This window comes from Microbacterium imperiale, assembly GCF_017876655.1.
Lineage (GTDB): Bacteria > Actinomycetota > Actinomycetes > Actinomycetales > Microbacteriaceae > Microbacterium > Microbacterium imperiale.
On record NZ_JAGIOK010000001.1, the window covers coordinates 2,873,191 to 2,895,904 of the forward strand.

Consider the following 22,714-nt stretch of genomic DNA (forward strand, 5'->3'; position numbering starts at 1 on the left):
AGCGGGTGCGCTCCGGAATCAGCAGGGCCTCAGTCCCTCGCGGAACGTGTGGTTCGGGGAGTCCCCGAGACCTGGACGGGTCCTCCGCTGGATCCTCTGGACGGAAGCCCGGAGGTGGGGTGGCTGAGCGACGCCGAGTTCGGTGTCGTGACGAGGGGGAGCAGTTCCTGTCCTCCCGTCGCGATCTCATTAGAGAGGACCGAAGAAGGGGACGTGCGGATCGAGTTCGCCGATTCTCCACACGACACGTGCACCGCCGACGACGGTCCCACGACGCACGTCCTCCGACTTCCCGACGGTGTCGACGAGCGCCCGGTCGCCGTCACGCTCACGTTCGCGTCTGGAGGCACGTATTCGCTTTCCCTGCCCTAGTCGGCAACGTGCGTCGGTTCGCCACCGTCCGTCCGTCCCCACCGCCCGTCGCGCCCCCGCATCCGCGCCGTTCCCAGCCGCCGCTGATCGTCGTGCGAGAGGATGGAGTCTTCCATTCCCCGATCGAAGAGGTCACTCGTGCGTCTGCGCCCGCTCGCCGCTCTGTCCGTCGTCGCCGTGTCGGCGCTCGCACTCGCCGGTTGCGCCGGTGGGGGAGAGCCCACCGAGACGCCCAGTCCGGACGCCTCCGGCTCGTCGCAGTGCCTCGTCGACGCTCAGCCCGGCGAGTCCTCGAACAGCATCGAGGTCGAGGGCTCGGCGCCCGACCTGACGGCGACCGTGACTCCGGGCATCGAGCCGGCGGACATCGAGCGCACCGTGACCGCCGAGGGTGACGGCGAGGAGCTCGTCGCGGGTGACCTCGTCTCGGGCGCCTACGCGATCTACGATGGCGCGACCGGAGAGCTGCTCGAGTCGTCGGCGACGACCTCAGCCGACGACTCCGGCCTCGTGCCGATCCTGCTCGACCCGCAGCAGTACTCCGTCTTCGTCGCCGCGCTCGAGTGCGCTCCGCTCGGCTCGACCGCAGCCCTCGCCATCCCCGGCTCGGCGTTCGGCGAGGGTCGCACCTCGGTCGTCGTGGTCGCCGAGGGCGTCGAGAAGCTCGACACCCGTGCCACCGGCAAGGACCAGGAGCCGGTCGACGGTATGCCTGCCGTCGAGCTCGCCGAGGACGGTGCCCCGACCATCACGATCCCCGAGGGTGACGCCCCCACCGAGGTGCAGCTCGCGAACCTGAAGACCGGCGACGGTGCGACCGTCGGCGCCGGCGACACCGCGTTCGTGCAGTACACCGGCGTGAAGTGGTCGGACGGCACGGTCTTCGACTCGAGCTGGGACCGCGGTCAGCCCGCGGCCTTCCCGACCAACGGCGTCGTCGCCGGGTTCCAGCAGGCACTCGAGGGGCAGCAGGTCGGTTCGCAGGTGCTCGTCGTCATCCCGCCTGCGGCCGGGTACGGCGCGCAGGAGGGCAGCGAGCTTCAGAACGAGACGCTCGTGTTCGTCGTCGACATCCTCGGCGTGCAGCGCACCCCGGTTCCCGCCGCCGGCTGAGACGACGGACGGTGCCGCAGCCGCAGCCGCGGGCGGTGCCGCAGCCGCAGCCGCGGGCGGTGCCGCAGCCGCAGCCGCAGCCGGTGCCGCAGCCGCGGCCGCGGCGCGGTGAGCGCCTAGGCTGACGACATGCGTCGCGTCCTCATTCTCGGCTCCACCGGATCAATCGGAACGCAGGCGCTCGACGTCATCGACGCCAACCGCGACCGGTTCGTCGTGGCCGGACTCGCGGCGGGCTCGAACAGCGAGCTCCTGGCCGCGCAGGCGGCGCGGTTCGGCGTCAGCGAGACGGCCCTCGGCGCGATCGACGCGGAGCGTCTCGTCCGCGACGTCGATGCCGACGTCGTCCTCAACGGCATCACGGGGTCCGTCGGGCTGGGGCCGACCCTGGCCGCCCTCGAGACGGGCCGCACGCTCGCCCTGGCCAACAAGGAGTCGCTGATCGTCGGCGGCGAGCTCGTGACCTCGCTGGCGCGGCCCGGTCAGATCGTGCCCGTCGACTCGGAGCACTCCGCGATCGCGCAGGCGCTGCGTGCGGGTGAGCACTCCGAGGTGCGGCGGCTCGTGCTGACGGCATCCGGGGGACCGTTCCGGGGTCGCAGCCGCAGCGAGCTCGCCGGCGTGACGCCCGCCGAAGCCCTCGCGCACCCGACGTGGGACATGGGCCGCGTCGTGACGACGAACTCGGCCACGCTCGTCAACAAGGGGCTCGAGGTGATCGAGGCGCATCTGCTGTTCGGCGTCGACTACGACCGCATCGACGTCGTCGTGCATCCGCAGTCGGTCGTGCACTCGATGGTCGAGTTCATCGACGGATCGACGATCGCGCAGGCGTCGCCGCCGGACATGCGGCTGCCGATCTCGCTCGGGCTCGACTGGCCGCGCCGTGTGGCGGGCGTCGGAGCGCCGATCGACTGGACGCGGGCGACGTCGTGGACGTTCGAGCCGCTCGATGCGCAGGCCTTTCCCGCCGTCGCGCTCGCGAAGAGCGTGGGCCGGGCTGGGGCGACCTACCCCGCGGTCTTCAACGCGGCGAACGAGCAGGCCGTCGAGGCCTTCCACGCGGGCGCGCTGACGTTCCCGGGCATCGTCGAGACGATCGAGCGCGTCGTCGACGCTCACGTGCCGCCCGCCGAGCTCAGCCGCGAGAGCCTCCTCGACGCCGAGACGTGGGCGCGGTCGGCGGCGGACCGGGCGATCGCCGCGGCATCCTGATCCCCGCGCGCCGGACGCACCCGACGCGCCCGCGGCGGTTCAGTACACGGTGAGGCCGCGCGCGGCGAACTGCGCCCGAACCCGGGCGACGAGGTCGGCGTCGGGCGTCTCGCGGCCGGCCAACGGGTAGGGGATGCCGAGACGCTCCCACTTCGATGTGCCCATCTGATGGAACGGCAGCACCTCGACGCGCTGGACGTTCGACCATCGCGCGACGATGTCGGCGACGGCATCCACGTTCTCGCGCGCATCCGTCAGTCCGGGGACGAGCACGAATCGGACCCACACCGGCACGCCACGCGCGGCGAGGCGATCGCCGAAGTCGAGCGTCGGCTGGAGCTCGCGGCCGGTCACCTCGCGATACGTCTCGGGGAGGCCGGACTTGACGTCGAGCAGCACGAGCGACAGGTCGTCGAGCAGGCCGTCGGATGCCGCGCGGCCGAGGTTGCCGGAGGTGTCGAGCGCCACGTGGACGCCGAGCTCGGCCGCGGCTCGCGCGAGCCGGGTGACGAAGGCCGCCTGCTGCAGCGGCTCGCCGCCCGAGATCGTCAGGCCGCCTCCCGTCGCGTGGAAGACGGGCAGGTAGCGGCGGATCCGAGCGAGGATGTCGTCGATCGCCGTCAGCTCGCCGTCGCGCTGCCGCCACGTGTCGGGATTGTGGCAGTACTGGCAGCGCAGCGGGCACCCGGCGAGGAAGAGGGTCATCCTGGTGCCGGGGCCGTCCACGGAAGTGACGAGCTCCCAGGAATGCACGCTCGCGATGTGCCCGGATCGTCGTGCGGCGAGACGATCGCGAGGGGCCTCGCACAGATCAGCGGTGCTCGGTGCCCCCGGCACCAGGATGGCGGACACGGGACTCAGACTCCCGTGTGGAACGTGCGGCTGAGGACGTCGAGCTGCTGCTCGCGCGTCAGGCGCACGAAGTTGACCGCGTATCCGGAGACACGGATGGTCAGCTGCGGGTACTTCTCGGGGTGCTCCATGGCGTCCTCGAGCGTCTCGCGCGTGAGGACGTTGACGTTGAGGTGGTATCCGTCCGATCCCATCTGGGCGTCGAGCAGACCGACGAGGTTGCGCACCCGCTCTTCGGCGGTGCGGCCGAGACCGTTCGGCGTGACCGTCGTCGTGAGCGAGATGCCGTCCTGCGCCTGGTCGAACGGGAGCTTTGCGACCGACAGCGCGGCGGCGAGCATGCCGTGGGTGTCACGGCCGTTCATCGGGTTGGCGCCCGGGGCGAAGGGCTGGCCGGCGCGGCGGCCGTCGGGGGTGTTGCCGGTGGCCTTGCCGTAGACGACGTTCGAGGTGATCGTCAGCACCGACTGAGTGTGGACGGCGTCGCGGTACGTCTCGTGCCGGCGGATCATCGCCATGAAGTCCGAGACGAGCTCGCGGGCGATCTCGTCGACGCGGTCGTCGTCGTTGCCGAAGGTGGGGAAGTCACCGTGCACGAGGTAGTCGACGACGAGCCCCGACGCGTCGCGCACCGGCTCGACGCGGGCGTACTTGATCGCCGACAGCGAGTCGGCGGCGACCGAGAGGCCCGCGATGCCGCACGCCATCGTCCGCAGGACGTTGCCGTCGTGCAGGGCCATCTCGAGCCGCTCGTACGCGTACTTGTCGTGCATGAAGTGGATGCAGTTGAGTGCGTCGACGTAGGTCTCGGCGAGCCACTCCATCATGACGCGGAAGCGCTCGCGCACGTCGTCGTAGTCGAGGACGTCGCCGGCGACCGGGGCCGCGGCTGGAGCGATCTGCTTGCCGCTGACCTCGTCCCGTCCGCCGTTGATCGCGTACAGCAGCGTCTTGGCGAGATTGACCCGGGCGCCGAAGAACTGCATCTGCTTGCCGACGGTCATCGGCGAGACGCAGCAGGCGATCGCCGCGTCGTCGCCGCAGAGAGCCCGGATGTGGTCGTCGGATTCGTACTGAATCGACGAGGTGTCGATCGACACCTGCGCGCAGAACTCCTTGAAGCCCTCCGGCAGCGCGTCCGTCCACAGCACGGTGAGGTTCGGCTCGGGGGCCGGCCCGAGGTTGTAGAGCGTCTGCAGGAAGCGGAACGCCGTGCGCGTGACCAGCGTGCGTCCGTCCTCGCCGACGCCGCCGATCGACTCGGTGACCCAGGTCGGGTCGCCCGAGAACAGGGAGTCGTACTCGGGGGTGCGGAGGAACCGCACGATGCGCAGCTTGATGACCAGGTCGTCGACGAGCTCCTGGGCCTCGACCTCGGTCAGGGCGCCGCGGGCCATGTCCCGCTGGATGTAGACGTCGAGGAACGAGGTGTTGCGGCCGAAGCTCATCGCCGCGCCGTTCTGCTCCTTCACGGCGCCGAGGTAGGCGAAGTACAGCCACTGGATCGCCTCCCGAGCCGTGGCGGCCGGCCGGGTGATGTCGAACCCGTACGACGCCGCCATCTCGGCCAGTTCCTGCAACGCCCGGATCTGCTCGGCGTTCTCTTCCCGCGAGCGCAGGATGTTCTCCGTCGAGGGGTGCATGTCGAGCTCGGCGCGCTCGACGTTCTTGGCGGCGATCAGGGCGGTCGTCCCGTACAGCGCGACGCGGCGGTAGTCGCCGATGATGCGGCCGCGGCCGTACGCGTCGGGCAGGCCGGTGATGATGTGGCTGCTGCGGGCGCGGCGCACGGCGGGCGGGTAGACGTCGAAGACGCCGTCGTTGTGGGTCTTGCGGTAGCGCGTGAAGATCGTCTCGAGCGTCGGGTCGACCGGGTAGCCGTAGGTCTCGAGCGCTCCCTTGACCATGCGCCATCCGCCGTTCGGCATGATCGCGCGACGCAGCGGCGCGTCTGTCTGCAGGCCGACGATCAGCTCGTCGTCACGGCGGATGTAGCCCGGCGCGTGCGACGTGATCGTCGAGGGAGTCGCCGCGTCGACGTCGTAGACGCCGCGCTCGCGCTCGGCCGGGAACATCTCGCTCAGCGTCTGCCATAGCCCCGTGGTGCGCGCGGTCGGTCCCACCAGGAACGACGCGTCGCCGGTGTAGGGCTCGTAGTTGCGCTGGATGAAGTCGCGAACGTCGATGTCGTCCTGCCACGGACCCGGGGCGAACCCCTCCCAGGCCGCGGGAACCGCGTCGTCGTCGTGTGCTGTCGAGGTCGGGATGACTGTGCTCATCGTGGGTCCTTCGTCCTGTCGGAAGGCCCGCCGGGGAGCGGGGGAGGCGCTGGTCGTGCCTGCCGCGGCGTGCCTGAGCCCGACGCTACGCCCGGGCGCACCGAGCGATACGGAACGTGCACGGTCGCTACAGGAGCTATGGGTCCCGCTGATTATTCACAGTGGTCTGACCACAAACGCGCTCAGTCGGCGTACGGCACCGGCCAGCTCGGCTCGGGCACCGGCCACCCGGCGTCGCGCAGCGCCCGACGGGCCAGCTCGCGCGCCGAGTACGGGGTGCGCTGGCCGCGGATGTCGCGGTAGTCCTGGTGACCCGGGCCGGCCCACAGAATCGCGTCGCCCTCGCCCACGAGCGACACCGCGTCGACGATCGCCTGCTCGGGCGGCGAGGACTCGCGGATGTCGGCATCCGGGCGGGCGCTGCGGGCACCCTCGAGCAGCGTGGCGCGGATGGCGTCGGGGTCCTCGAACCGGGGGTGGTGGTCGGTCACGATGAGGATGTCGCTGCCGAGCACGGCCGTCGCACCCATGTCGTGGCGCTTGGTCTTGTCGCGGTCGCCGTCGGCGCCGAACAGCATCAGGACGCGCCCCGGGGTGACGCGGCGCACCGCGGCCAGGGTCTTCGAGAACGCGTCGGGGGAGTGCCCGAAGTCGACGTACACGGCCGGACCGCGATCGCCCGAGACGCGCTGGATGCGGCCGGGCAGGTGCGCGTCGATCACCGATCCGTCCAGCGCGCCGACGATCGTGTCCCACGCGTAGCCGCCCTCGAGGAGCATCACGATCGCGAGACCGGCGTTGGCGGCCATGTGCGGCCCGATCACCGGCACCGTCGTCGTCAGCTCGCGCTCGCCCGGACCGCGCAGTCGGAAGCGCGTTCCGTCCTGGCGCTCCTCGACGATGTCGATGGTCCAGTCCGCCGTCTGCGCCGGATCGTCGGCGATCGCGGGCGTGACGATCGTGACGACCGGGATGTCGGCACGCGCGACGATCTCGGAGCCGGCGGCGGAATCGAGGCAGACGACCCCCCGACGCGAACGGTCCGCGCGGAACAGCGGCAGCTTCGCCTCGAAGTACTCGGCCATGTCGCCGTAGTCGTCGAGGTGGTCGTGCGTGAGGTTGGTGAAGCCGGCGACGTCGAACACGACTCCGTCGACGCGGTGGCGCGTCAGCGCCTGCGCGCTCACCTCGACCGCGACCGCCTCGACGCCGCGTTCGCGCATCAGCGCGAGCAGGGCATGGAACTCGGATGCCTCGGGCGTGGTCAGTCGCGAGACGATGACCTCACCGGCGATGTGGCGTTCGGCCGTCGACGAGAGCCCCGTGACCGCGCCGAGCTGTCCGAGGATGCCCTCGAGCAGGTGCGAGACGCTCGTCTTGCCGTTGGTTCCCGTGGTGCCGAACAGGACGGGAAGATCGCCGTCGCGACCGGTGCCGTAGACCCAGGCCGACAGGTCGCCGAGTGCCGCGCGCGGATCATCGACGACGACGATCGGCAGCCCGGCAGCCTCGGCGATGTCGGCACCGGCGGCATCGGTCACGATGGCCGTCGCGCCGCGGTCCGCGGCGACCGACGCGAACTCGGCGCCGTGGCGGGCACCGCCGCGGACGGCGACGAACGCCTCGCCGGCGCGGAGGTCGGCGGTGGCCAGTGTGATCCCGGTGACGGTCACGCCGTCGGCGTCACCGATGAGGCGGCCGCCGACATGGGCGACCAGGTCGACCAGCGCGCGGCGCGGAGGACGCGCGGGGCGCAGGACGGGAGGGAGGTTCGAGGCGTCGGTAGGCATTGCCGACCATTCTGCCACTCCAGGCAGGTCCGGGCGGGCGGGTGCGACGGCCCTCCCGCCCGGACGATGATCAGGCGCGGCGCCGGGCGATCGCCAGCACGAGCGCGGCCGCGGCGACGACGAGCGCGCCGGCCGAGAGCCACACCGGAAGCGGGTCTGCAGCGGGAGCGGTCGACGCAGCGTTCTCGGCGTCCGCAACGGCGTCGTCGGCGTCGTGCTCGCTCGTGTGGCCGCCGTGGCCGTCTTCCGCCGCGGCGCCCACGACGACCACCGGAGCGGGGTACTCGAGGTCGTGCGGGTCCTGTCCGTCCTCGGCGATCTCGACCCAGGGCGCCTCGCCGGCTTCGCACTGCTGCGTCACCGGGAACGCGAAGCTCTCACCCTCCGTGGATGCGGGGAAGATGACGTTCATGCCCACCGAGGCGGCGTACGCGTCGGGCACGGGGGTGACAGCCGTGTAGGTGACGCGGGTCGGGATGCCGGACTCCCCGTCCTCGGTGGTGATGGTCCAGGCGCCGTCGACCACCGGCACCGCTCCCTGGGCCTCGGCCGGGATGTCGACGACGAGGGCGGTGGTCGGGGATCCGTCGCAGCCGTGACTGAACGAGAAGTCGATGCGCGTGGAGCCGTTCGCAGCGACCTCCTCGGGGGTGACGTGGACGTGCGCCGATGCCGCGAGCGGCAGGGCGAGGGCGAGGGCGGCGCCGGCGGTGACGCCGGTCAGGGTGCGCACGCGGCGGCGCGCGGGAGTGCTGCGGGACATGGTTCTCTCTCGGAAAGGGCGCGCCGCGTCGTGCGACGTCGCAAAAAAGGGTGGGTCGGAGGTCACGCGGTCGCGACCGGCGGACCCCGCAGCGAGAGGAAGGAGCGGACGGGGCGGGCGACGATGAACCGCCGCCGGCGATCGGGCGACGAACGCACCAGCGCAGGCACCGGCGCCACGGGCGCCATCAGCCGCTCGAAGCGACGGATGCCGCGGGCGATCGCCGCGATGAGGCGTTCGCCCACGACGAGGGCGAGGGTCGTGAACGCCGCGGCGGCGAGGTGGGTCGCCGTCATCGACGCGCTCGCCGGATGCGCGTGCGACACCGACGCGAGCGCGAGCTGCGATCCCGGATGCACGTGCGCCGAGGCCGCCGCCGGGTTCGCCGACCCGGCGATGGAGAAGAAGGTGTGGAAGAGGCCCTGGCTCGCGAGCACGACGAGCGCCGTGCGCCCCGACGACGGCGTGCGACCGACCAGCCACACCGACACCGGCGTGGCCAGCAGAGTGGCAGCGGCGATCAGCCAGAGCGGCGCGAGCCCGCCCGAGATCGTGTGGGCGGTGGCGGCCAGGACGGTGGCGATCGCCGCCGACCCGGCCCCGCGGACGGCGCGCAGACGCCGAGCGCGCGCACCCCCCGGCCGGTCCATGGGTCCGAGTTTAGGGCCCCGGGCAATTCAAAGGCTCGACCGGTAGCCTGACCGCTCGTGGATGTCCTCGCCTTCGCCATCGGAGTGGTGCTGCTCGTCGTCGGGCTCGCGGTGTCGATCGCGCTGCACGAGATCGGCCACCTCGTCCCTGCGAAGGCGTTCGGCCTGCGGGTGGGGCGCTACATGATCGGTTTCGGGCCGACGCTGTGGTCGCGGCGCTTCGGCGAGACCGAGTATGGCGTGAAGGCGCTGCCGCTCGGCGGCTACATCTCGATGTCGGGGATGTACCCGCCCGCCCCCGAGGGGCCGAGCGCGACCGGTCGGGCCGGTGGGGGCTTCTTCGCCACCATGGTGCAGGACGCGCGAGACGCCAATGCCGAGACGCTCGTCGAGGGCGACACCCGGCCCGCCTTCTACCAGCTGTCGGTCTGGAAGCGCGTCGTGATCATGCTCGGCGGCCCGGTGATGAACCTGCTGTTCGCGATGGTCCTCTTCGGCGTCGCCCTCAGCGCCGTCGGCCTGCCCGCCGTCTCGCCGACGGTTGCGGCGGTCAATGAGTGCGTCATCCCCGCCGGGGCGGAGCGGACGACCTGCGAAGCGGGCGACCCGACCTCGCCGGCCGCGGCCGCGGGCATTCGACCCGGCGACGTCATCGTCGCGGTCGACGGCACCGACATCGACTCGTTCGCGGCGGCGACCTCGATCATCCAGGACGCACCGGGGCGCAGCATCCCGATCGTCGTCGAACGCGACGGCGAGCGTGTCGAGCTCACCGTCACGCCGGTGCGCGCGGAGCGGCTCGTCGCGACCGCCGACGGGGGGACGACGCGCGCCGAGGTCGGCTTCGTCGGGATGAGCGGGACGCGGGTCAACGAGCCGCAGCCCCTCTGGGCCGGACCGCAGGCTGCGGTCGATCGCGTCGGCGCGGTCGCCGGCGTCATCTGGCAACTGCCGGTCAAGGTCTACGAGACCGGCGTCACCCTCGTCACGGGCGCCGAGCGCGACCCCAACGGCCCGCTGTCGGTCGTCGGTGCGGGCCGCATCGCGGGCGAGGTCGCCGCGACCGAGGCGCCGATCCAGGACCGTGTGCTCCACCTGCTCAGCCTGCTGGGCTCGCTCAACATCGCCCTGTTCGTGTTCAACCTGCTGCCGCTGCTGCCGCTCGACGGCGGACACGTCGTCGTGGCCCTCTGGGACGGACTCAAGCGAGCGTGGGCGCGGGCGACGGGCCGGCCGACGCCGCGACCGGTGGACGCGACGAAGCTGGTCCCGGTGACCTTCGTCGTCGTCATCGGGCTGATCGTCATGGGCGGCACGCTGATCCTCGCCGACGTGTTCAACCCGATCTCGCTGCTCGGCTGACCGCCGACGCGTCCAGGCGCCCGTCGGGTCAGCGCTGGACGGGCTCGAGGGCGAAGCCGATGAGGCGCTCGAGCGTCGGCAGGCCGTCGCGCGAGAGGATCGACTCGAGGTGCCCCTGCACCGAGGCGTAGCCCGGTCCGCGCAGCGCGTACACATCACCCGAGGCAGCATCCGCGGCGACCTCGGTCGCGCCGAAGTGCTGAGTCCCCGCGGGCACGCGCGCCGTGAAGGTGTTGTAGAAGCCGATCGACGACGGCACCCCGAAGACGTCCACACGCTTCTGCAGACCCTGGTGCGGTGACGCGAGCGGCGCGAGATCGAGCCCGACACGGTCGGCCAGGATCTGGTGGCTGAGGCAGACGGCCAGCAGCGGGCGACCCGCGTCGGCGCGGCGGGCCACGAGGTCGCGCATGCGAGCGATGCGGGCACTCGCCCCGTCGCGCGGGTCGCCGGGACCGGGGCCGAAGACGACGAAGCCGGCCTCGTCCACAGCGGCATCCGTCACCTCGCTCCACGTCCGGATGTCGACGCGGAAGCCGAGGTGGTGCAGCTGATGCCCGAGCATCGTCGTGAAGCGGTCCTCGGCATCGACGACCAGCACGTCCCGACCGGCGAACGGCCCGCCCTCGGCTGCCTGCGGGTCGAGCCAGAACTGCGCGAGTCGCGCGTTGCGCGATGCGAGGAGCTCGGCGATCGTCGGATCGTCGCCCAGGCGGGGGCGGGGCGACTCGGCGGGGGCGTCCTCGTCGACCGCGCCGGGAGTCGGAGCGTCGTCGCGGTCGACGGCGCCGATCGCACCGAGCACGCCGGCCGCCTTGCCGTGGGTCTCGCCGACCTCGCCGGCCGGGTCGGAGTGCCGCACGAGCGTCGCGCCCACCGGCACCCGCAGGCGGCCGTCGACGAGGTAGGCGGTGCGGATGAGGATCGGGGCGTCGAGGTCGTGGCCGCCGTCGACGGTCGGGGTGAACAGTGCCGCCACACCGGAGTAGTAGCCCCGGGGCGAGCGCTCGTGCCGGGCGATGACGGTGCAGGCGTTCTGCATGGGCGAGCCGGTGACCGTCGGGGCGAACATCGTCTCGCGCAGGATGTCGCGGGGGTCCATGGTGCTCGACCCGCGGAGCATGTACTCGGTGTGGGTCAGGCGCGACATCTCCTTCAGATGCGGGCCGGTGATGCGCCCGCCGTCGGAGCACACCGCCGACATCATCTTCAGCTCCTCGTCGACGACCATGAAGAGCTCCTCGGTCTCCTTGGTCGACGACAGGAACTCCGTCAGCGTCTCGGCGGTCGCGCCGCCGCGCGGATGACGGAAGGTGCCCGAGATCGGGTTCATCGTCACGATGCTCGTGCCCGGCTCGGCAGGCGGACCGCTATGAGCGCTGACGTGCGCCTCGGGGCTCGCGCCGACGGCGACATGGCCGTCGGTGACGACGAGGAAGGTCCAGTAGGCCCCGCGCTCGTGCTGCAGCAGCGCCCGGAACCACGTGAGTCCGGCGGTCACCGGGTCGCTGTCGACGGTCGCGGTGAAGTCGCGGCGGATGACGAAGTTCGCGCCCTCGCCACGACCGATCTCATCGGCGATGACCCGGCGCACGATGTCGGCGTACTCGTCGTCGGAGATGTCGAAGCCGGCGTCGCCCAGAGGGATCCGGTCGGACGGCAGCTCGCGCAGGGCGTCGGCGAGCGGGACGGAACCGTGCTCGGTGATGCGCAGGCAGCGCAGGGGAGCGGCGTCGTCATGGCAGACGAAACCGCGCTCGACCACCTGACGGAACGGGACGAGGGCCAGCACCTCGCGCGGCGTGCCGTCCGCGTCGTGCAGGGGGATGTCGCCCAGCAGATCGACGTCGACGACGTCGCCGCGCAGCACCTCCACGGTGGCGCCGTCGCGTGCGATGAGGGCGAACGGCTCGCCGCTCGCGGCGAGATCGGTCAGCGTCGAGGGGGAACCGTTCATCGTCGTCTTTCGTCGTCGGGGCCTCCGCCCCACGAAAAAGACCGCCGGGCCTTCGTCGCCGGGCGGTCTGTTGTCGTGTGCACGTCGGACACACCGCCTAAGCGGTGTGCCACCAGGAGAAGCGCGTGCGCATGCGGCGAAATTATCACACCCGCCGGCCGCGCGCCGTTCTCAGCCGCCGCGCGGCGGTGCCGTCTAGGCTGAGCGCGTGCCAGCAGTCAATCTCGGGATGCCGCAGATTCCCGACGTTCTCGCTCCCCGCCGCAAGAGCCGGCAGATCCGCGTCGGGCGCGTGCTCGTCGGCGGTGGTGCCCCGGTCAGCGTGCAGTCGATGACGACGACGCCCACGACCGACATCAACGCCACCCTGCAGCAGATCGCCGAGCTGACCGCATCCGGCTGCGAGATCGTGCGGGTGGCCGTGCCCTCGCAGGACGACGCCGACGTGCTGCACATCATCGCCAAGAAGAGCCAGATCCCCGTCATCGCCGACATCCACTTCCAGCCGAAGTACGTCTTCCAGGCGATCGATGCCGGCTGCGCAGCGGTTCGCGTCAACCCGGGGAACATTCGGAAGTTCGACGACCAGGTCGGGGCCATCGCCAACGCGGCGAAGGCCGCCGGTGTGTCGCTGCGCATCGGCGTCAACGCCGGTTCGCTCGACCGCCGCCTGCTCGAGAAGTACGGCAAGGCGACCCCGGAAGCCCTCGTCGAGAGCGCCGTATGGGAGGCGTCGCTGTTCGAGGAGCACGACTTCCACGACTTCAAGATCTCGGTCAAGCACAACGACCCGATCGTCATGGTCAAGGCGTACCGGCAGCTCGCCGAGCGCGGCGACTGGCCCCTGCACCTCGGCGTGACCGAGGCGGGACCCGCGTTCCAGGGCACGATCAAGAGCGCGACGGCGTTCGGCATCCTGCTGGGCGAGGGCATCGGCGACACGATCCGCGTCTCGCTGTCGGCGCCGCCGGCGGAGGAGGTCAAGGTCGGCCACCAGATCCTGCAGTCGCTGAACCTGCGCGAGCGCAAGCTCGAGATCGTGTCGTGCCCCTCGTGCGGGCGTGCGCAGGTCGATGTGTACACCCTCGCCGACGACGTGACCGAGGGGCTGAAGGACATGACCGTCCCGTTGCGTGTGGCCGTCATGGGCTGCGTCGTCAACGGGCCCGGTGAGGCTCGCGAGGCCGACCTGGGCGTCGCCTCCGGCAACGGCAAGGGGCAGATCTTCGTCAAGGGCGAGGTCATCAAGACGGTGCCGGAGTCCGAGATCGTCGCGACCCTGATCGAAGAGGCGCGCCGCATCGCCGACGAGCTCGGTCCGGACGCACCGCTGGGCACGGCGCAGGTCGTCACCGCCTGACCCCGCACGCGCCGCCGGAACCGCGGACGACGATTCGGTAACGGCTCGGCCCCGGATGCCGCTGCGGGCATGGCTGTGCTGACACAGTGTTGTCATGCCGCGCCGCCGTCTCGCCGTCCTCACGCTCGTCCTCGCCGGAGCCCTGACCGCCGGGTGCGCGACGGCTGCTCCCGTCGCCGAGACGCCGACGCCGACACCGACACCGACTCTCGACGCGAGCCCGACGCCCGCGCCGTCGGCGACGGCTGATGCCGGTCCCGTGCGGGCGTTCGACGCCGATTGCGCGCAGATGCTGACGAACGATCAGCGCGACGCGATCCTTGGCTCCGGGTCGATCACCGAAGCCGAGCAGATGGCGCAGTGGAACCCGGACGCGGGGGTGGTGGTCGCCCTCGATCCGGTGGGGACACTGGGCGGCCTGGAGTGCTCGTGGTACGCCGCGGAGGGCGCAGATCTGCCCGAAGGCCTCACGACTCTCACCACGATGGTCGTCCCGGCCTCGGCCGTGCCGGCGGAATACGCCGCCAAGTACTCCGTCCCGGTCTGCGAGCCCAACTACGATTCGAGCGGATGTCGCTTCGGGCGCATCGTCGGTGAGAACTGGGTCTCCGCCTACGTGGGGTTCGCGGTCTACGAAGCGCCGAGGGAGATGCTCGCCGGCGTCGTCGACACGGTCGAGCAGAACCTCGCTACGGCGACGCAGCCGCGCCCGGACACTCGGACCGACGGAGTGTGGGCCATCCCCGACTGCACCGAGCTCGGCCGGGCGATCGCGCTCGAGGAGCTCATCGGCCCCTACCTGCACGGGTATTGGGAAGGCTCGGAGCAGCCCGAAGAGGTCCTGTTCGCCGCCGCGGGCGTCGCCCGAAGCTGCCCGCTCTTCTCCGACAGCGCACGGGTGGATCCTGCGTCCGAGAAGTTCGTCATCATGACGCCGCAGATCGCCCCGGGCCTGGGCTGGCAGTGGGAGCAGCTTCGTGCGGACGCGGGGAGCGCACCCCTCCCCGTCGAGGTCGATGGAGCCGCCGATGCGTTCGCCGTCGACAGTGGGCACGGCGCATATGGCTTGTTCGCGACGGACGGGACGAACGTCGTCAGCGTCTACTCGGAGGATCTCGAGCTGGACGCGCAGATCCTCGGACGCATCATCACAACGCTGTCGTCCTGACCGGTCCCGCGATCAGCGCGACGACCCGTCGGAGCGATCAGGAGATCGTGCCGGCGGCGTAGGTGGCGTCGGTCTCGGCGTCGAGCGATGTGCGGATCGCGATGCGCAGGCCTCGAGCGATATCGGCGAGCGGCAGTGAGGGCTGGCCCTCTGGCGCGTTCTCCGAGGCGTGGGGCACGTGGATGAAGCCGGCTCGCCGGCTCTCGCGATCAGTGCTGTCGAGGGCCGTGTACATCGCGTGGTTGCAGACGAACGTTCCGGCGGAGTGCGAGACGGATGCCGGCACCCCCGCCTCGACGATCGCCGCCGTGATCGCCTTCACCGGGATCGTTGCGAAGTGCGCGGCTGGACCATTCGGGCGCGAGGGCACGTCGACCGGCTGCGCGCCCGCGTTGTCGGGGATGCGCGCATCCATCAGATTGATCGCGACGCGCTCGGGGGTGATGCCGCTGCGGCCCCCGGCGAGTCCCGTCGCGACGACGACCTCCGGGCGGTGGGTCGCGATGAGCTCGGTCAGCGTTCGTCCGGCTCGATCGAACTCGACCGGCAGAACCTCGACCACGAGGCGTTCGGGGTCGTTCCATTCCGCCGCGACGAGTCGGACGGCATCGCCCGAGGGGTTCGTCGCGTCGCCCGCGAAGGGCTCGAAGCCGGTCAGCAGCACGGTTCTCATCGACCCAGGCTAGATCTTCCGAGAGCGTGAACCATTCGGTCGATGCCGGACACTACAGAGTGTGATGGAAGACGACGCCGCCGTGTGGCGGCGATTGCGGGCCGGCGACGAGTCGGCGCTGGGTGATCTGTTCGACGTGCACGAAGCGCGGCTCTTCCGTCATGCGTGCCGACTGTTGACGGATCGAGAGGATGCGAAGGATGCCGTCGCCGTGGCGTTCTTCGAGCTGTGGCGCAAGCGCGCGTCGGTGCGTCTGGTCGACGGCTCGCCGCTGCCCTGGCTGTTGACCACGGTCGCCAACGCGGCGCGCAACCTGGAGCGCTCGGGCCGGCGTTACCGCGCGCTCCTGGCCAAGACGCCGTCCGCGTCGGTCACCGAGGCGCCGTCCGGACCCGACGAGAGCGGCGTCCTGGCGGCTCTGCGGAAACTGCCCGCGGGCGAGCAGAGCGTCGTGGTCCTCAGCGTGCTCGAGGGCTACGCCGAGCGCGATGTCGCGCAGACGCTGGGGATCCCCCTCGGCACGGTGAAGTCGCGGCTGTCGCGGGCGAAAGCCCGGCTGCGTGACGAGATGACGGCGATGGAGGCATCGTGGACCTGAACGACGGACTCAGCCCGAACGAACACGCCGACCTGCGCCAGCGGGTCGTCGGCGGCGCGAAGCGGATGCGGGCCGCCAGCGCGCGCCGTTCCCGGATCGTCGCGGGAGCGGCCGCATCAGCCCTGGTGGCGGTCGTGGTAGCCGGCATCGCCTTCACGGCCCTGCGCCCCGATGACCGCATCGCGACTCCGGTCGAGACGTCGACGCCCACGCCGACGCCGACGCCGACGCCGACCCCCACTCCTACGCGCCAGCCATCGCCCACCCCGACAGCGACTCCGGATCCGGAGCCGCAGCTGTCCGCGCCGAGCATGGCCTTCGGCGGCGACTGCGCGCGGATGGCAGACCGGGTACACCTCTCGAGCGTCCTCGCCGAAGAGTTCGACGAAGCGTCGGAACTGGCGACGCCCGAGGTCCGGTCGCTCGGCGGAATCGACTGTCGCTGGCATTCCCCGAGCAGCGGCTACGGCGTTCTCGCCTACGCGCTGCCCTCGAGCGTCGTGCCCGGTGACGTGGCTGCTCGGTATGACAACGCCGTCTGTGAAGGGTTCCTGTACGACGGGTCCGGCTGCCGTCGTGCCGTCTCGGACGGCGACACCTGGATTCTGGTCACGGTGGATGCTGTGCTCGACGAGTCGGGCTACGAAGTCAATGAAGCAGAGACGATTCGCCGGCTCGACGCGATCGTTCCGGAGTTCCAAGAGGCCCTGTCCGCTGCGGGCCAACCGGCGGCTGCCGCCCGAACCTCCTCCTGGTGGTCGTCGACGACGTGCGATGAGCTGCTCGCTCGCGTGTCCGTGGCCGATATCCTCGGCACCACCGATTTCGTCGAGGGCTACCCATCGGGCTTCGGCACGGATGTCCACCGAGAGATTGCGCGTGACGCGGGTCTCGGCACCGTCTGCCGCTGGTACGCCCCGAATTCGTCGCGCCTCGAGGCGGTCATCGTCACCCTCTACCCCGGCGGAGCGTGGGAGTGGGACCGGCTCGCCGCAGGTGATGGGCGACGCGATATCCCGGTGCCGGTGGAGGTCGCCGGCGCCACTCAGGCCGTACGCGGCGTCGGTGCCATCCGTCCCGAGAGCTCGTACCTCTTCGCGACCGATGGCGTGAATGTCGTGGAGATCATGGAGGCGCCGGACGTGGTGGCTGCCGCGGAGCGGGTGTTGGCGGCGATGCGGGGCGCGACCGGGTGACGAACAATCCCGCGAGCGTCGCGGCACCGCGGCATCCGTAGACTCGACTCGTGGTCACCCGTATGTCGCACCTGTTCCTCCGCACGCTCCGTGAAGACCCGGCGGGCGCCGAGGTCGCCAGCCACAAGCTGCTGATCCGCGCCGGCTACATCCGGCCGCAGGCGGCTGGCATCTTCGCGTGGCTGCCGCTCGGCCTGCGCGTCAAGGCCAAGATCGAGCGCGTCGTGCGCGAGGAGATGGCCGCGGCGGGCGCGCAGGAGGTGCACTTCCCGGCGCTCATGCCGCGCGAGGCGTACGAGGCGACGGGGCGCTGGGAGGAATACGGCGACCTGCTGTTCCGCCTGCAGGACCGCAAGGGCGGCGACTACCTGCTCGCGCCGACGCACGAAGAGGCGTTCACGCTGCTCGTGAAGGACCTGTACTCGTCGTACAAGGACCTGCCGCTGACGATATACCAGATCCAGGACAAGTACCGCGACGAGGCCCGGCCTCGCGCCGGCCTGCTGCGCGGGCGCGAGTTCACGATGAAGGACGCCTACTCGTTCGACGCGAACGACGCCGGACTCGAGGCGAGCTACCAGGCGCAGCGCGACGCGTACGAGCGCATCTTCCAGCGCCTCGGCCTCGAGTACGTCATCGTCCAGGCGGATGCCGGCGCGATGGGCGGGTCGCGCTCCGAGGAGTTCCTGCACCCGACCCCGGTGGGCGAGGACTCCTTCGTCCGTTCCGAGGGCGGTTACGCGGCCAACGTCGAGGCGTTCACGACCGTCGTCCCCGAGGCGCTGCCGATCGACGGCCTGCCTGATCCCGTCGTCTTCGATTCGCCCGACACCCCGACCATCGAGACGCTCGTGGCGCACGTCAACGCGAACCTCGCGGGCGAGTACACGGCGGCGCACACGCTCAAGAACGTCGTGCTCGCCCTCACGCACCTCGACGGCACGCGCGAGCTCGTCGTCGTCGGCCTGCCCGGCGACCGCGACGTCGACGACAAGCGCGTCGAGGTCGCGTTCGCCCCGGCCGAGGTCGAGCCGGCGACGGCCGAGGACTTCGCGAAGCACCCGCTGCTGGTCAAGGGCTACATCGGCCCCTGGTCGCCCGAGGGCCCGGTTCTGGGCGAGGAGTCGGCGACCGGCATCCGTTACGTCCTCGACCCCCGCGTCGTCGACGGCACCTCGTGGATCACCGGCGCCAACATCGACCAGAAGCACGTGCACTCGCTCGTCGCGGGCCGCGACTTCACCGCCGACGCGTTCGTCGAGGTCGCGACCGTGCGGGAAGGCGACCCGGCACCTGATGGCTCGGGCCCGGTGTCGATCGCGCGCGGCATGGAGATCGGCCACGTCTTCCAGCTCGGCCGCAAGTACGCCGAGGCGCTGGGGCTGAAGGTCCTCGACGAGAACGGCAAGCTCGTCACCGTCACCATGGGCTCGTACGGCATCGGCGTTACGCGCATCCTCGCGATCATCGCCGAGCTCAACAACGACGAGCGCGGCCTCATCTGGCCGGCATCCGTCGCACCGTTCGATGTGCACGTCGTCGCGACCGGACGGGATGCCGCCGCGTTCGAGCTCGCCGAGAAGGTGTCGGCCGACCTCGAGGCCGCCGGTCTCGACGTCCTCTACGACGACCGTCCCAAGGTGTCGCCGGGCGTGAAGTTCGGCGACGCCGAGTTGGTGGGCGTGCCGCGGATCGTGATCGTCGGACGCGGTGCCGCCGACGGTCAGGTCGAGCTGTGGGACCGGCGGACGGGCGAGCGCGAGACCGTCGCCGCCGCGGACGCGGTCGCGCGCCTCACATCACGCTGACCGGACGCCCCGGGTGGCTGTCGTCGCCGGATGCCGCGCACATTGCGGCATCCGGCGCACGTCCTTCTGCGCTCGACGCGCGCACCTGCGCCTGACGCGAGCGCCTCGGCCCGAGCGCGCGAGTCAGAGCCGGGCGTAGCGCGCGCGGAAGACCGTGAACACGCCGTAGGCGATGAGGCCGGCCCCGATGATCACGACGATCGCCGGCCCGAGCGTCAGGTCGAGCAGCGCGCGGATGGCCGCGTCGAGGCTGCCGGCATCCTCGGCGCGGGCCCGGAGGGCGGCGACGACGAGCACGAGTCCCAGCGACCCGAGGGCGATGCCCTTCGCGATGAACCCCGCGACGCCCAGGCCCGCGACCGTGCGCCCGAGAGCGTCGTCGGGGATCGACATCTTCGAGCGGAACGACCGGCGCACGCCCATGACCGCGAAGACGACGCCCGCCACCGCGACGCCGAGGCCCACCAGCACGATCGCGACGACACCGCCCGGCAGCGCCAGGACGCCGCGGCTCGCGTCGCGTGCAGCCTGATCGGCCCGGGGCCGGGCACCGAGCGCGACGGCGGCGGCGAGCCCGCCGAAGAACAGGAAGACGAAGGCCTGGCCCCACTCCGAGATCCGCAGCCCCCACGCGGCGGCGCCCTCTCGGCGCCGCGAGGCGAGCATGCCCTCTGCCAGGTGCCAGACGCCGAGCGCGGCGAGGAGTGCGGCGGCGGCCCACAGCGCGACGAAGCCGAGAGGCATCTCGGCGACCGCGCGGAATGCGCCGGTCTGGTCGGCGTCCTGGTCGCCGCCGAAGGCGACGGCGATGATGAGCGAGCCGATGAGCAGGTGCACGAGGCCGTTCGCGACGTAGCCGCCGCGCGCGAGCGCCCGGGCGGCGGGCTGCCGCTCGACGGCGCGCGCCGCGTCGTGCACCCCGTGTTCGACCATCCCGAGAGCCTACGACGGCACGAGGGTGAGGGTGCGGCGGCGGGCCGGGACGCGGCGGATGCCGCCGCGCCCCGACCCGGGAATCAGCCGCGGGCGATGCGTCGGCGACGCAGCGCCAGGAGCACGCCACCGAGGACGGTGAGCGCGGATGCCGCCACGGCCAGCGGCATCATGGAGCCCGAGTCGCCGCCGGTGGCGGCCAGCGAACCGTCGACGTCTGCGGCGGGTGCGCCGGTCGGCACGGTAGCTCCGGGCTGAGTCCCGCCGGGAACGGCGGGCGCGGGCGTCGTCGGAGCCGGAGCCGGAGCGGGCGCGGCGGCCGCGATCGCGAAGGCGACGCGCTGCGGTGCGATCGAGCGCGCTCCGAGAGCCTGCGAGAGTTCGACGGCGTGCTCGCCCGCGGTCAGGCCCGAGGTGACGACGATCTCCCACGTACCGTCCGCTGCCACGGCGGTGACGGCGCCGCTGAGGTCGGCGCGTGCGGCCATGCCCTCGGCGGCGGGAGCCAGGCGCACCTCGGCGCCGGGGAAGCCGACGCCCGCGAAGCGCACCGACGACACGTCGGCGGCGAGCTCGCCCGAGGGCGCCTCGCGAACCTCGAAGCCGGTCAGGTCGGCGCGCTGGGTCAGCCACTCGTCCGGCGTGGTCGGGCGGTCGATGATGCGCGTCTCGCCGATGCAGCCGTGCCAGCCGTTGCGTGCGGCGTCGTCGGTCCAGTCGGCTCCGAGGATCCACGAGTGCCCCTCGTGCCAGGCCATGCCGCCCACGTTCGTCGCGTTGCGCAGGACCGGCGCGCCGTCGACGTACATCGTGGTGGTGCGCGACTCGGGGTCGTTCACGATCGCGACGTGCTGCCACTGGTCGACCATGATCTCGCCCGACCAATTGACGCGGTCGCCGAGCGAGGCGTCGGCGTCGAGGCTCGTGTACTGGAACTCGCGCAGGTTGGAGATGCCCAGCGCGGTCGGAGAGGCGGTCCAGTCCCAGCGCGTCTCGGGGACGCCGATCTGCGAGCGGTTGCCGGTGCGGGTCAGGGCCTTCGACCATCCGTTGGCCGAGGCGTTCCAGTCGGCGTCCATCTTGACGAAGGTCTCGATCGTGTACCCCTGCGACAGGTCGGCCTCGTTGATCGGGGCGTCGGGGCCGGTCGTCAGGTAGCTGAAGCGCGATCCCGACGAGTCGTCGAAGCACACCGCGGCGGCGTCCGACGAGTAGCCGTGCACGTCGGTGGACTGAACGGTGACGTCCTCCCACAGCGTCCCGACCGCGTTGGTGTCGGCGGGGTCCGGTCGGGTCAGGTCGTTGTCGCCGGCGATGTCCTCGATCACCGTGTCGGCGCCGACGACGCCGTCCTGGCCGTTGAAGCGCCAGTGCGCGAGCGTGCCCTCGGCCTCGACGAAGTCGAGCTCGTTGCCCGGAGCCTCGGTCGAGATCGGATCGGGGCCCTCGAAGCCGTCGAGGAGGATCGCGCGTGCGGCATCCGTGAGCTTCGGCTCATCGGCGGAACCGGCGGTGAATCCGGGGGCGAAGCCGGCGAAGCGCTCGCGGAAGTCGATCGGGATCGAGAAGCGCTGGTGCTCGCCGTCGAGGAGGGGCTGGTCGTAGCTCGTGAGGGTGTCCTGCGGCTTCTGCACGACCCACGGCGACCCGGTCTCGAGCGACAGGCTGCCGTTGGTGAGGTCGAACTCGACGAGGCCGAGGTAGCCGTTGCCGCCCTCGTACGCCATCTGGTAGTCCATGAGCACCTGGTGCACGTCGTGACCGAAGTCGTTCTGCTTGACCTGCCGCGTCGCGCCGTGGAAGTGGCCGTTGAAGGTCAGGAAGATCTGGTCGTTGCCGCGGATGAGGCGGTCCCACATCCGCTGGCTGTCGCCCGTCTCGATGGGCGAGGTCTGGTCGGCCGCGACGTTGATCAGGGCGTGCGAGGTGAGGATGACCGGGACGTCCGGGTGCGCGTCGAGCACGCTCTGCGCCCAGGCGAGCGTCGCGTCCGAGGCGTTCCACGCGACGGCGAGCGACATGAACCGCTGGCCCTCGGCCTCGAAGATGTGGAACTGGCTCAGTCCCAGCGGGTCGCTGCCGCCGTACGTGCTCTGCTTCGCTGCCCGCGTCGCGCCGAACCAGCGGTTGAACGGCTCGTTCGCGACGTCGAGCTGGTCATCGCGGACGCCGCTGTTGAGCACGTCGTGGTTGCCGGGGAGGATCGAGTACGGCGCAGCGGCCTCGTCCAGGGTGCGCATGGCGTTGTCGGCTGCACGCCACTCGGCCTCGACCCCGGCGCGGTCGACGATGTCGCCGAGGTGCAGCGTGAAGGGGATGCGCAGGTCGTCGGCGTGGGCCGTCAGCCACTGCGTCTGCGTCGCGAACGGGTCGGTGCCGTAGCGCGGCAGGAACTGGTCGGCCGAGTAGCGCGAGTAAAACTGCGTGTCGGGCAGCACGGCGAGGGTGAAGCGCGAGGCGAGGTCTTCGGCGGGCGGTGCGGCGGCGGTCGCCGCGGTGGTTGCGGGCGCGGCCACGGCGAGACCGGCGGCGAGGCCCGCCACGGTCAGGGCGGCGGCGGTGCGACGCGTGCGAGGGGATGACGGAAGGCGTGAGGACACGCGGGAACTCCTGTTCGACGGGGAG

At 71.4% G+C, this 22,714-nt stretch carries 17 protein-coding genes; 8 read left to right on the forward strand and 9 right to left on the reverse strand.

The window, feature by feature from the left end; translation table 11 throughout:
- The first annotated feature begins 510 nt into the window (after positions 1-510).
- Positions 511-1,485 carry an FKBP-type peptidyl-prolyl cis-trans isomerase gene (locus tag JOF37_RS13870; RefSeq protein ID WP_210007354.1) on the forward strand — a complete coding sequence of 325 codons (975 nt, stop codon included), beginning with the start codon at positions 511-513 and terminating at the stop codon, positions 1,483-1,485.
- 129 nt (positions 1,486-1,614) lie between these two features.
- On the forward strand, positions 1,615-2,700 hold the full coding sequence (gene dxr, locus JOF37_RS13875; protein ID WP_210007355.1) for a 1-deoxy-D-xylulose-5-phosphate reductoisomerase: 1,086 nt from the start codon (positions 1,615-1,617) through the stop codon (positions 2,698-2,700).
- A gap of 39 nt (positions 2,701-2,739) precedes the next feature.
- On the opposite strand, the gene pflA is transcribed toward dxr, so the two are convergent.
- From pflA to JOF37_RS13900, 5 genes are all read right to left on the reverse strand, one after another.
- Positions 2,740-3,552, reverse strand: coding sequence for a pyruvate formate-lyase-activating protein (gene pflA / locus JOF37_RS13880; protein ID WP_372445468.1), 813 nt, complete (start codon positions 3,550-3,552; stop codon positions 2,740-2,742).
- A 5-nt stretch (positions 3,553-3,557) separates the two neighbouring features.
- Positions 3,558-5,831: a formate C-acetyltransferase gene (pflB, locus tag JOF37_RS13885; RefSeq protein WP_210007356.1), complete on the reverse strand. Its 2,274-nt coding sequence runs from the start codon at positions 5,829-5,831 to the stop codon at positions 3,558-3,560.
- Between the two features lie 182 nt (positions 5,832-6,013).
- Positions 6,014-7,621: a Mur ligase family protein gene (locus tag JOF37_RS13890; RefSeq protein WP_210007357.1), complete on the reverse strand. Its 1,608-nt coding sequence runs from the start codon at positions 7,619-7,621 to the stop codon at positions 6,014-6,016.
- 70 nt (positions 7,622-7,691) lie between these two features.
- A complete protein-coding gene (locus tag JOF37_RS13895; RefSeq protein ID WP_210007358.1) occupies positions 7,692-8,384 on the reverse strand; it encodes a DUF1775 domain-containing protein in 693 nt (230 codons plus the stop codon).
- Positions 8,385-8,446: 62 nt separating this feature from the next.
- Positions 8,447-9,034 (reverse strand): hypothetical protein, encoded by a 588-nt coding sequence (locus JOF37_RS13900; RefSeq protein WP_210007359.1) that lies wholly within the window; start codon positions 9,032-9,034, stop codon positions 8,447-8,449.
- Between the two features lie 57 nt (positions 9,035-9,091).
- Between JOF37_RS13900 and JOF37_RS13905 the strand changes: the two genes are divergently transcribed.
- Positions 9,092-10,396: a M50 family metallopeptidase gene (locus JOF37_RS13905; RefSeq protein ID WP_210007360.1), complete on the forward strand. Its 1,305-nt coding sequence runs from the start codon at positions 9,092-9,094 to the stop codon at positions 10,394-10,396.
- Positions 10,397-10,424: 28 nt separating this feature from the next.
- Here JOF37_RS13905 and JOF37_RS13910 read toward each other — a convergent pair whose 3' ends face one another.
- Positions 10,425-12,353 carry an anthranilate synthase family protein gene (locus JOF37_RS13910; RefSeq protein ID WP_210007361.1) on the reverse strand — a complete coding sequence of 643 codons (1,929 nt, stop codon included), beginning with the start codon at positions 12,351-12,353 and terminating at the stop codon, positions 10,425-10,427.
- A gap of 229 nt (positions 12,354-12,582) precedes the next feature.
- On the opposite strand from JOF37_RS13910, the gene ispG reads away from it, so the two are divergent.
- Complete coding sequence (ispG, locus tag JOF37_RS13915) at positions 12,583-13,713, forward strand: flavodoxin-dependent (E)-4-hydroxy-3-methylbut-2-enyl-diphosphate synthase (protein ID WP_210007829.1); 1,131 nt, start codon at positions 12,583-12,585, stop codon at positions 13,711-13,713.
- Between the two features lie 94 nt (positions 13,714-13,807).
- Positions 13,808-14,881 (forward strand): hypothetical protein, encoded by a 1,074-nt coding sequence (locus JOF37_RS13920; protein WP_210007362.1) that lies wholly within the window; start codon positions 13,808-13,810, stop codon positions 14,879-14,881.
- A 37-nt stretch (positions 14,882-14,918) separates the two neighbouring features.
- Here JOF37_RS13920 and pcp read toward each other — a convergent pair whose 3' ends face one another.
- Entirely contained in the window at positions 14,919-15,554 is a 636-nt protein-coding gene (gene pcp / locus JOF37_RS13925) for a pyroglutamyl-peptidase I (protein ID WP_210007363.1), read from the reverse strand.
- Between the two features lie 64 nt (positions 15,555-15,618).
- On the opposite strand from pcp, the gene JOF37_RS13930 reads away from it, so the two are divergent.
- Genes JOF37_RS13930 through JOF37_RS13940 form a run of 3 tightly spaced genes read left to right on the forward strand, consistent with a single transcriptional unit; the run spans position 15,619 to position 19,156 of the window.
- Positions 15,619-16,152 (forward strand): RNA polymerase sigma factor, encoded by a 534-nt coding sequence (locus JOF37_RS13930; RefSeq protein WP_210007364.1) that lies wholly within the window; start codon positions 15,619-15,621, stop codon positions 16,150-16,152.
- On the forward strand, positions 16,143-17,348 hold the full coding sequence (locus JOF37_RS13935; RefSeq protein ID WP_210007365.1) for a hypothetical protein: 1,206 nt from the start codon (positions 16,143-16,145) through the stop codon (positions 17,346-17,348). The genes JOF37_RS13930 and JOF37_RS13935 overlap by 10 nt, the downstream gene beginning before the upstream one ends.
- A 50-nt stretch (positions 17,349-17,398) precedes the next feature.
- On the forward strand, positions 17,399-19,156 hold the full coding sequence (locus tag JOF37_RS13940; RefSeq protein WP_210007366.1) for a proline--tRNA ligase: 1,758 nt from the start codon (positions 17,399-17,401) through the stop codon (positions 19,154-19,156).
- Positions 19,157-19,279: 123 nt separating this feature from the next.
- Here JOF37_RS13940 and JOF37_RS13945 read toward each other — a convergent pair whose 3' ends face one another.
- Positions 19,280-20,089, reverse strand: coding sequence for a DUF1206 domain-containing protein (locus tag JOF37_RS13945; RefSeq protein WP_245338174.1), 810 nt, complete (start codon positions 20,087-20,089; stop codon positions 19,280-19,282).
- A gap of 83 nt (positions 20,090-20,172) precedes the next feature.
- Complete coding sequence (locus tag JOF37_RS13950) at positions 20,173-22,689, reverse strand: LamG-like jellyroll fold domain-containing protein (protein ID WP_210007367.1); 2,517 nt, start codon at positions 22,687-22,689, stop codon at positions 20,173-20,175.
- Between the last annotated feature and the right edge of the window lie 25 nt (positions 22,690-22,714).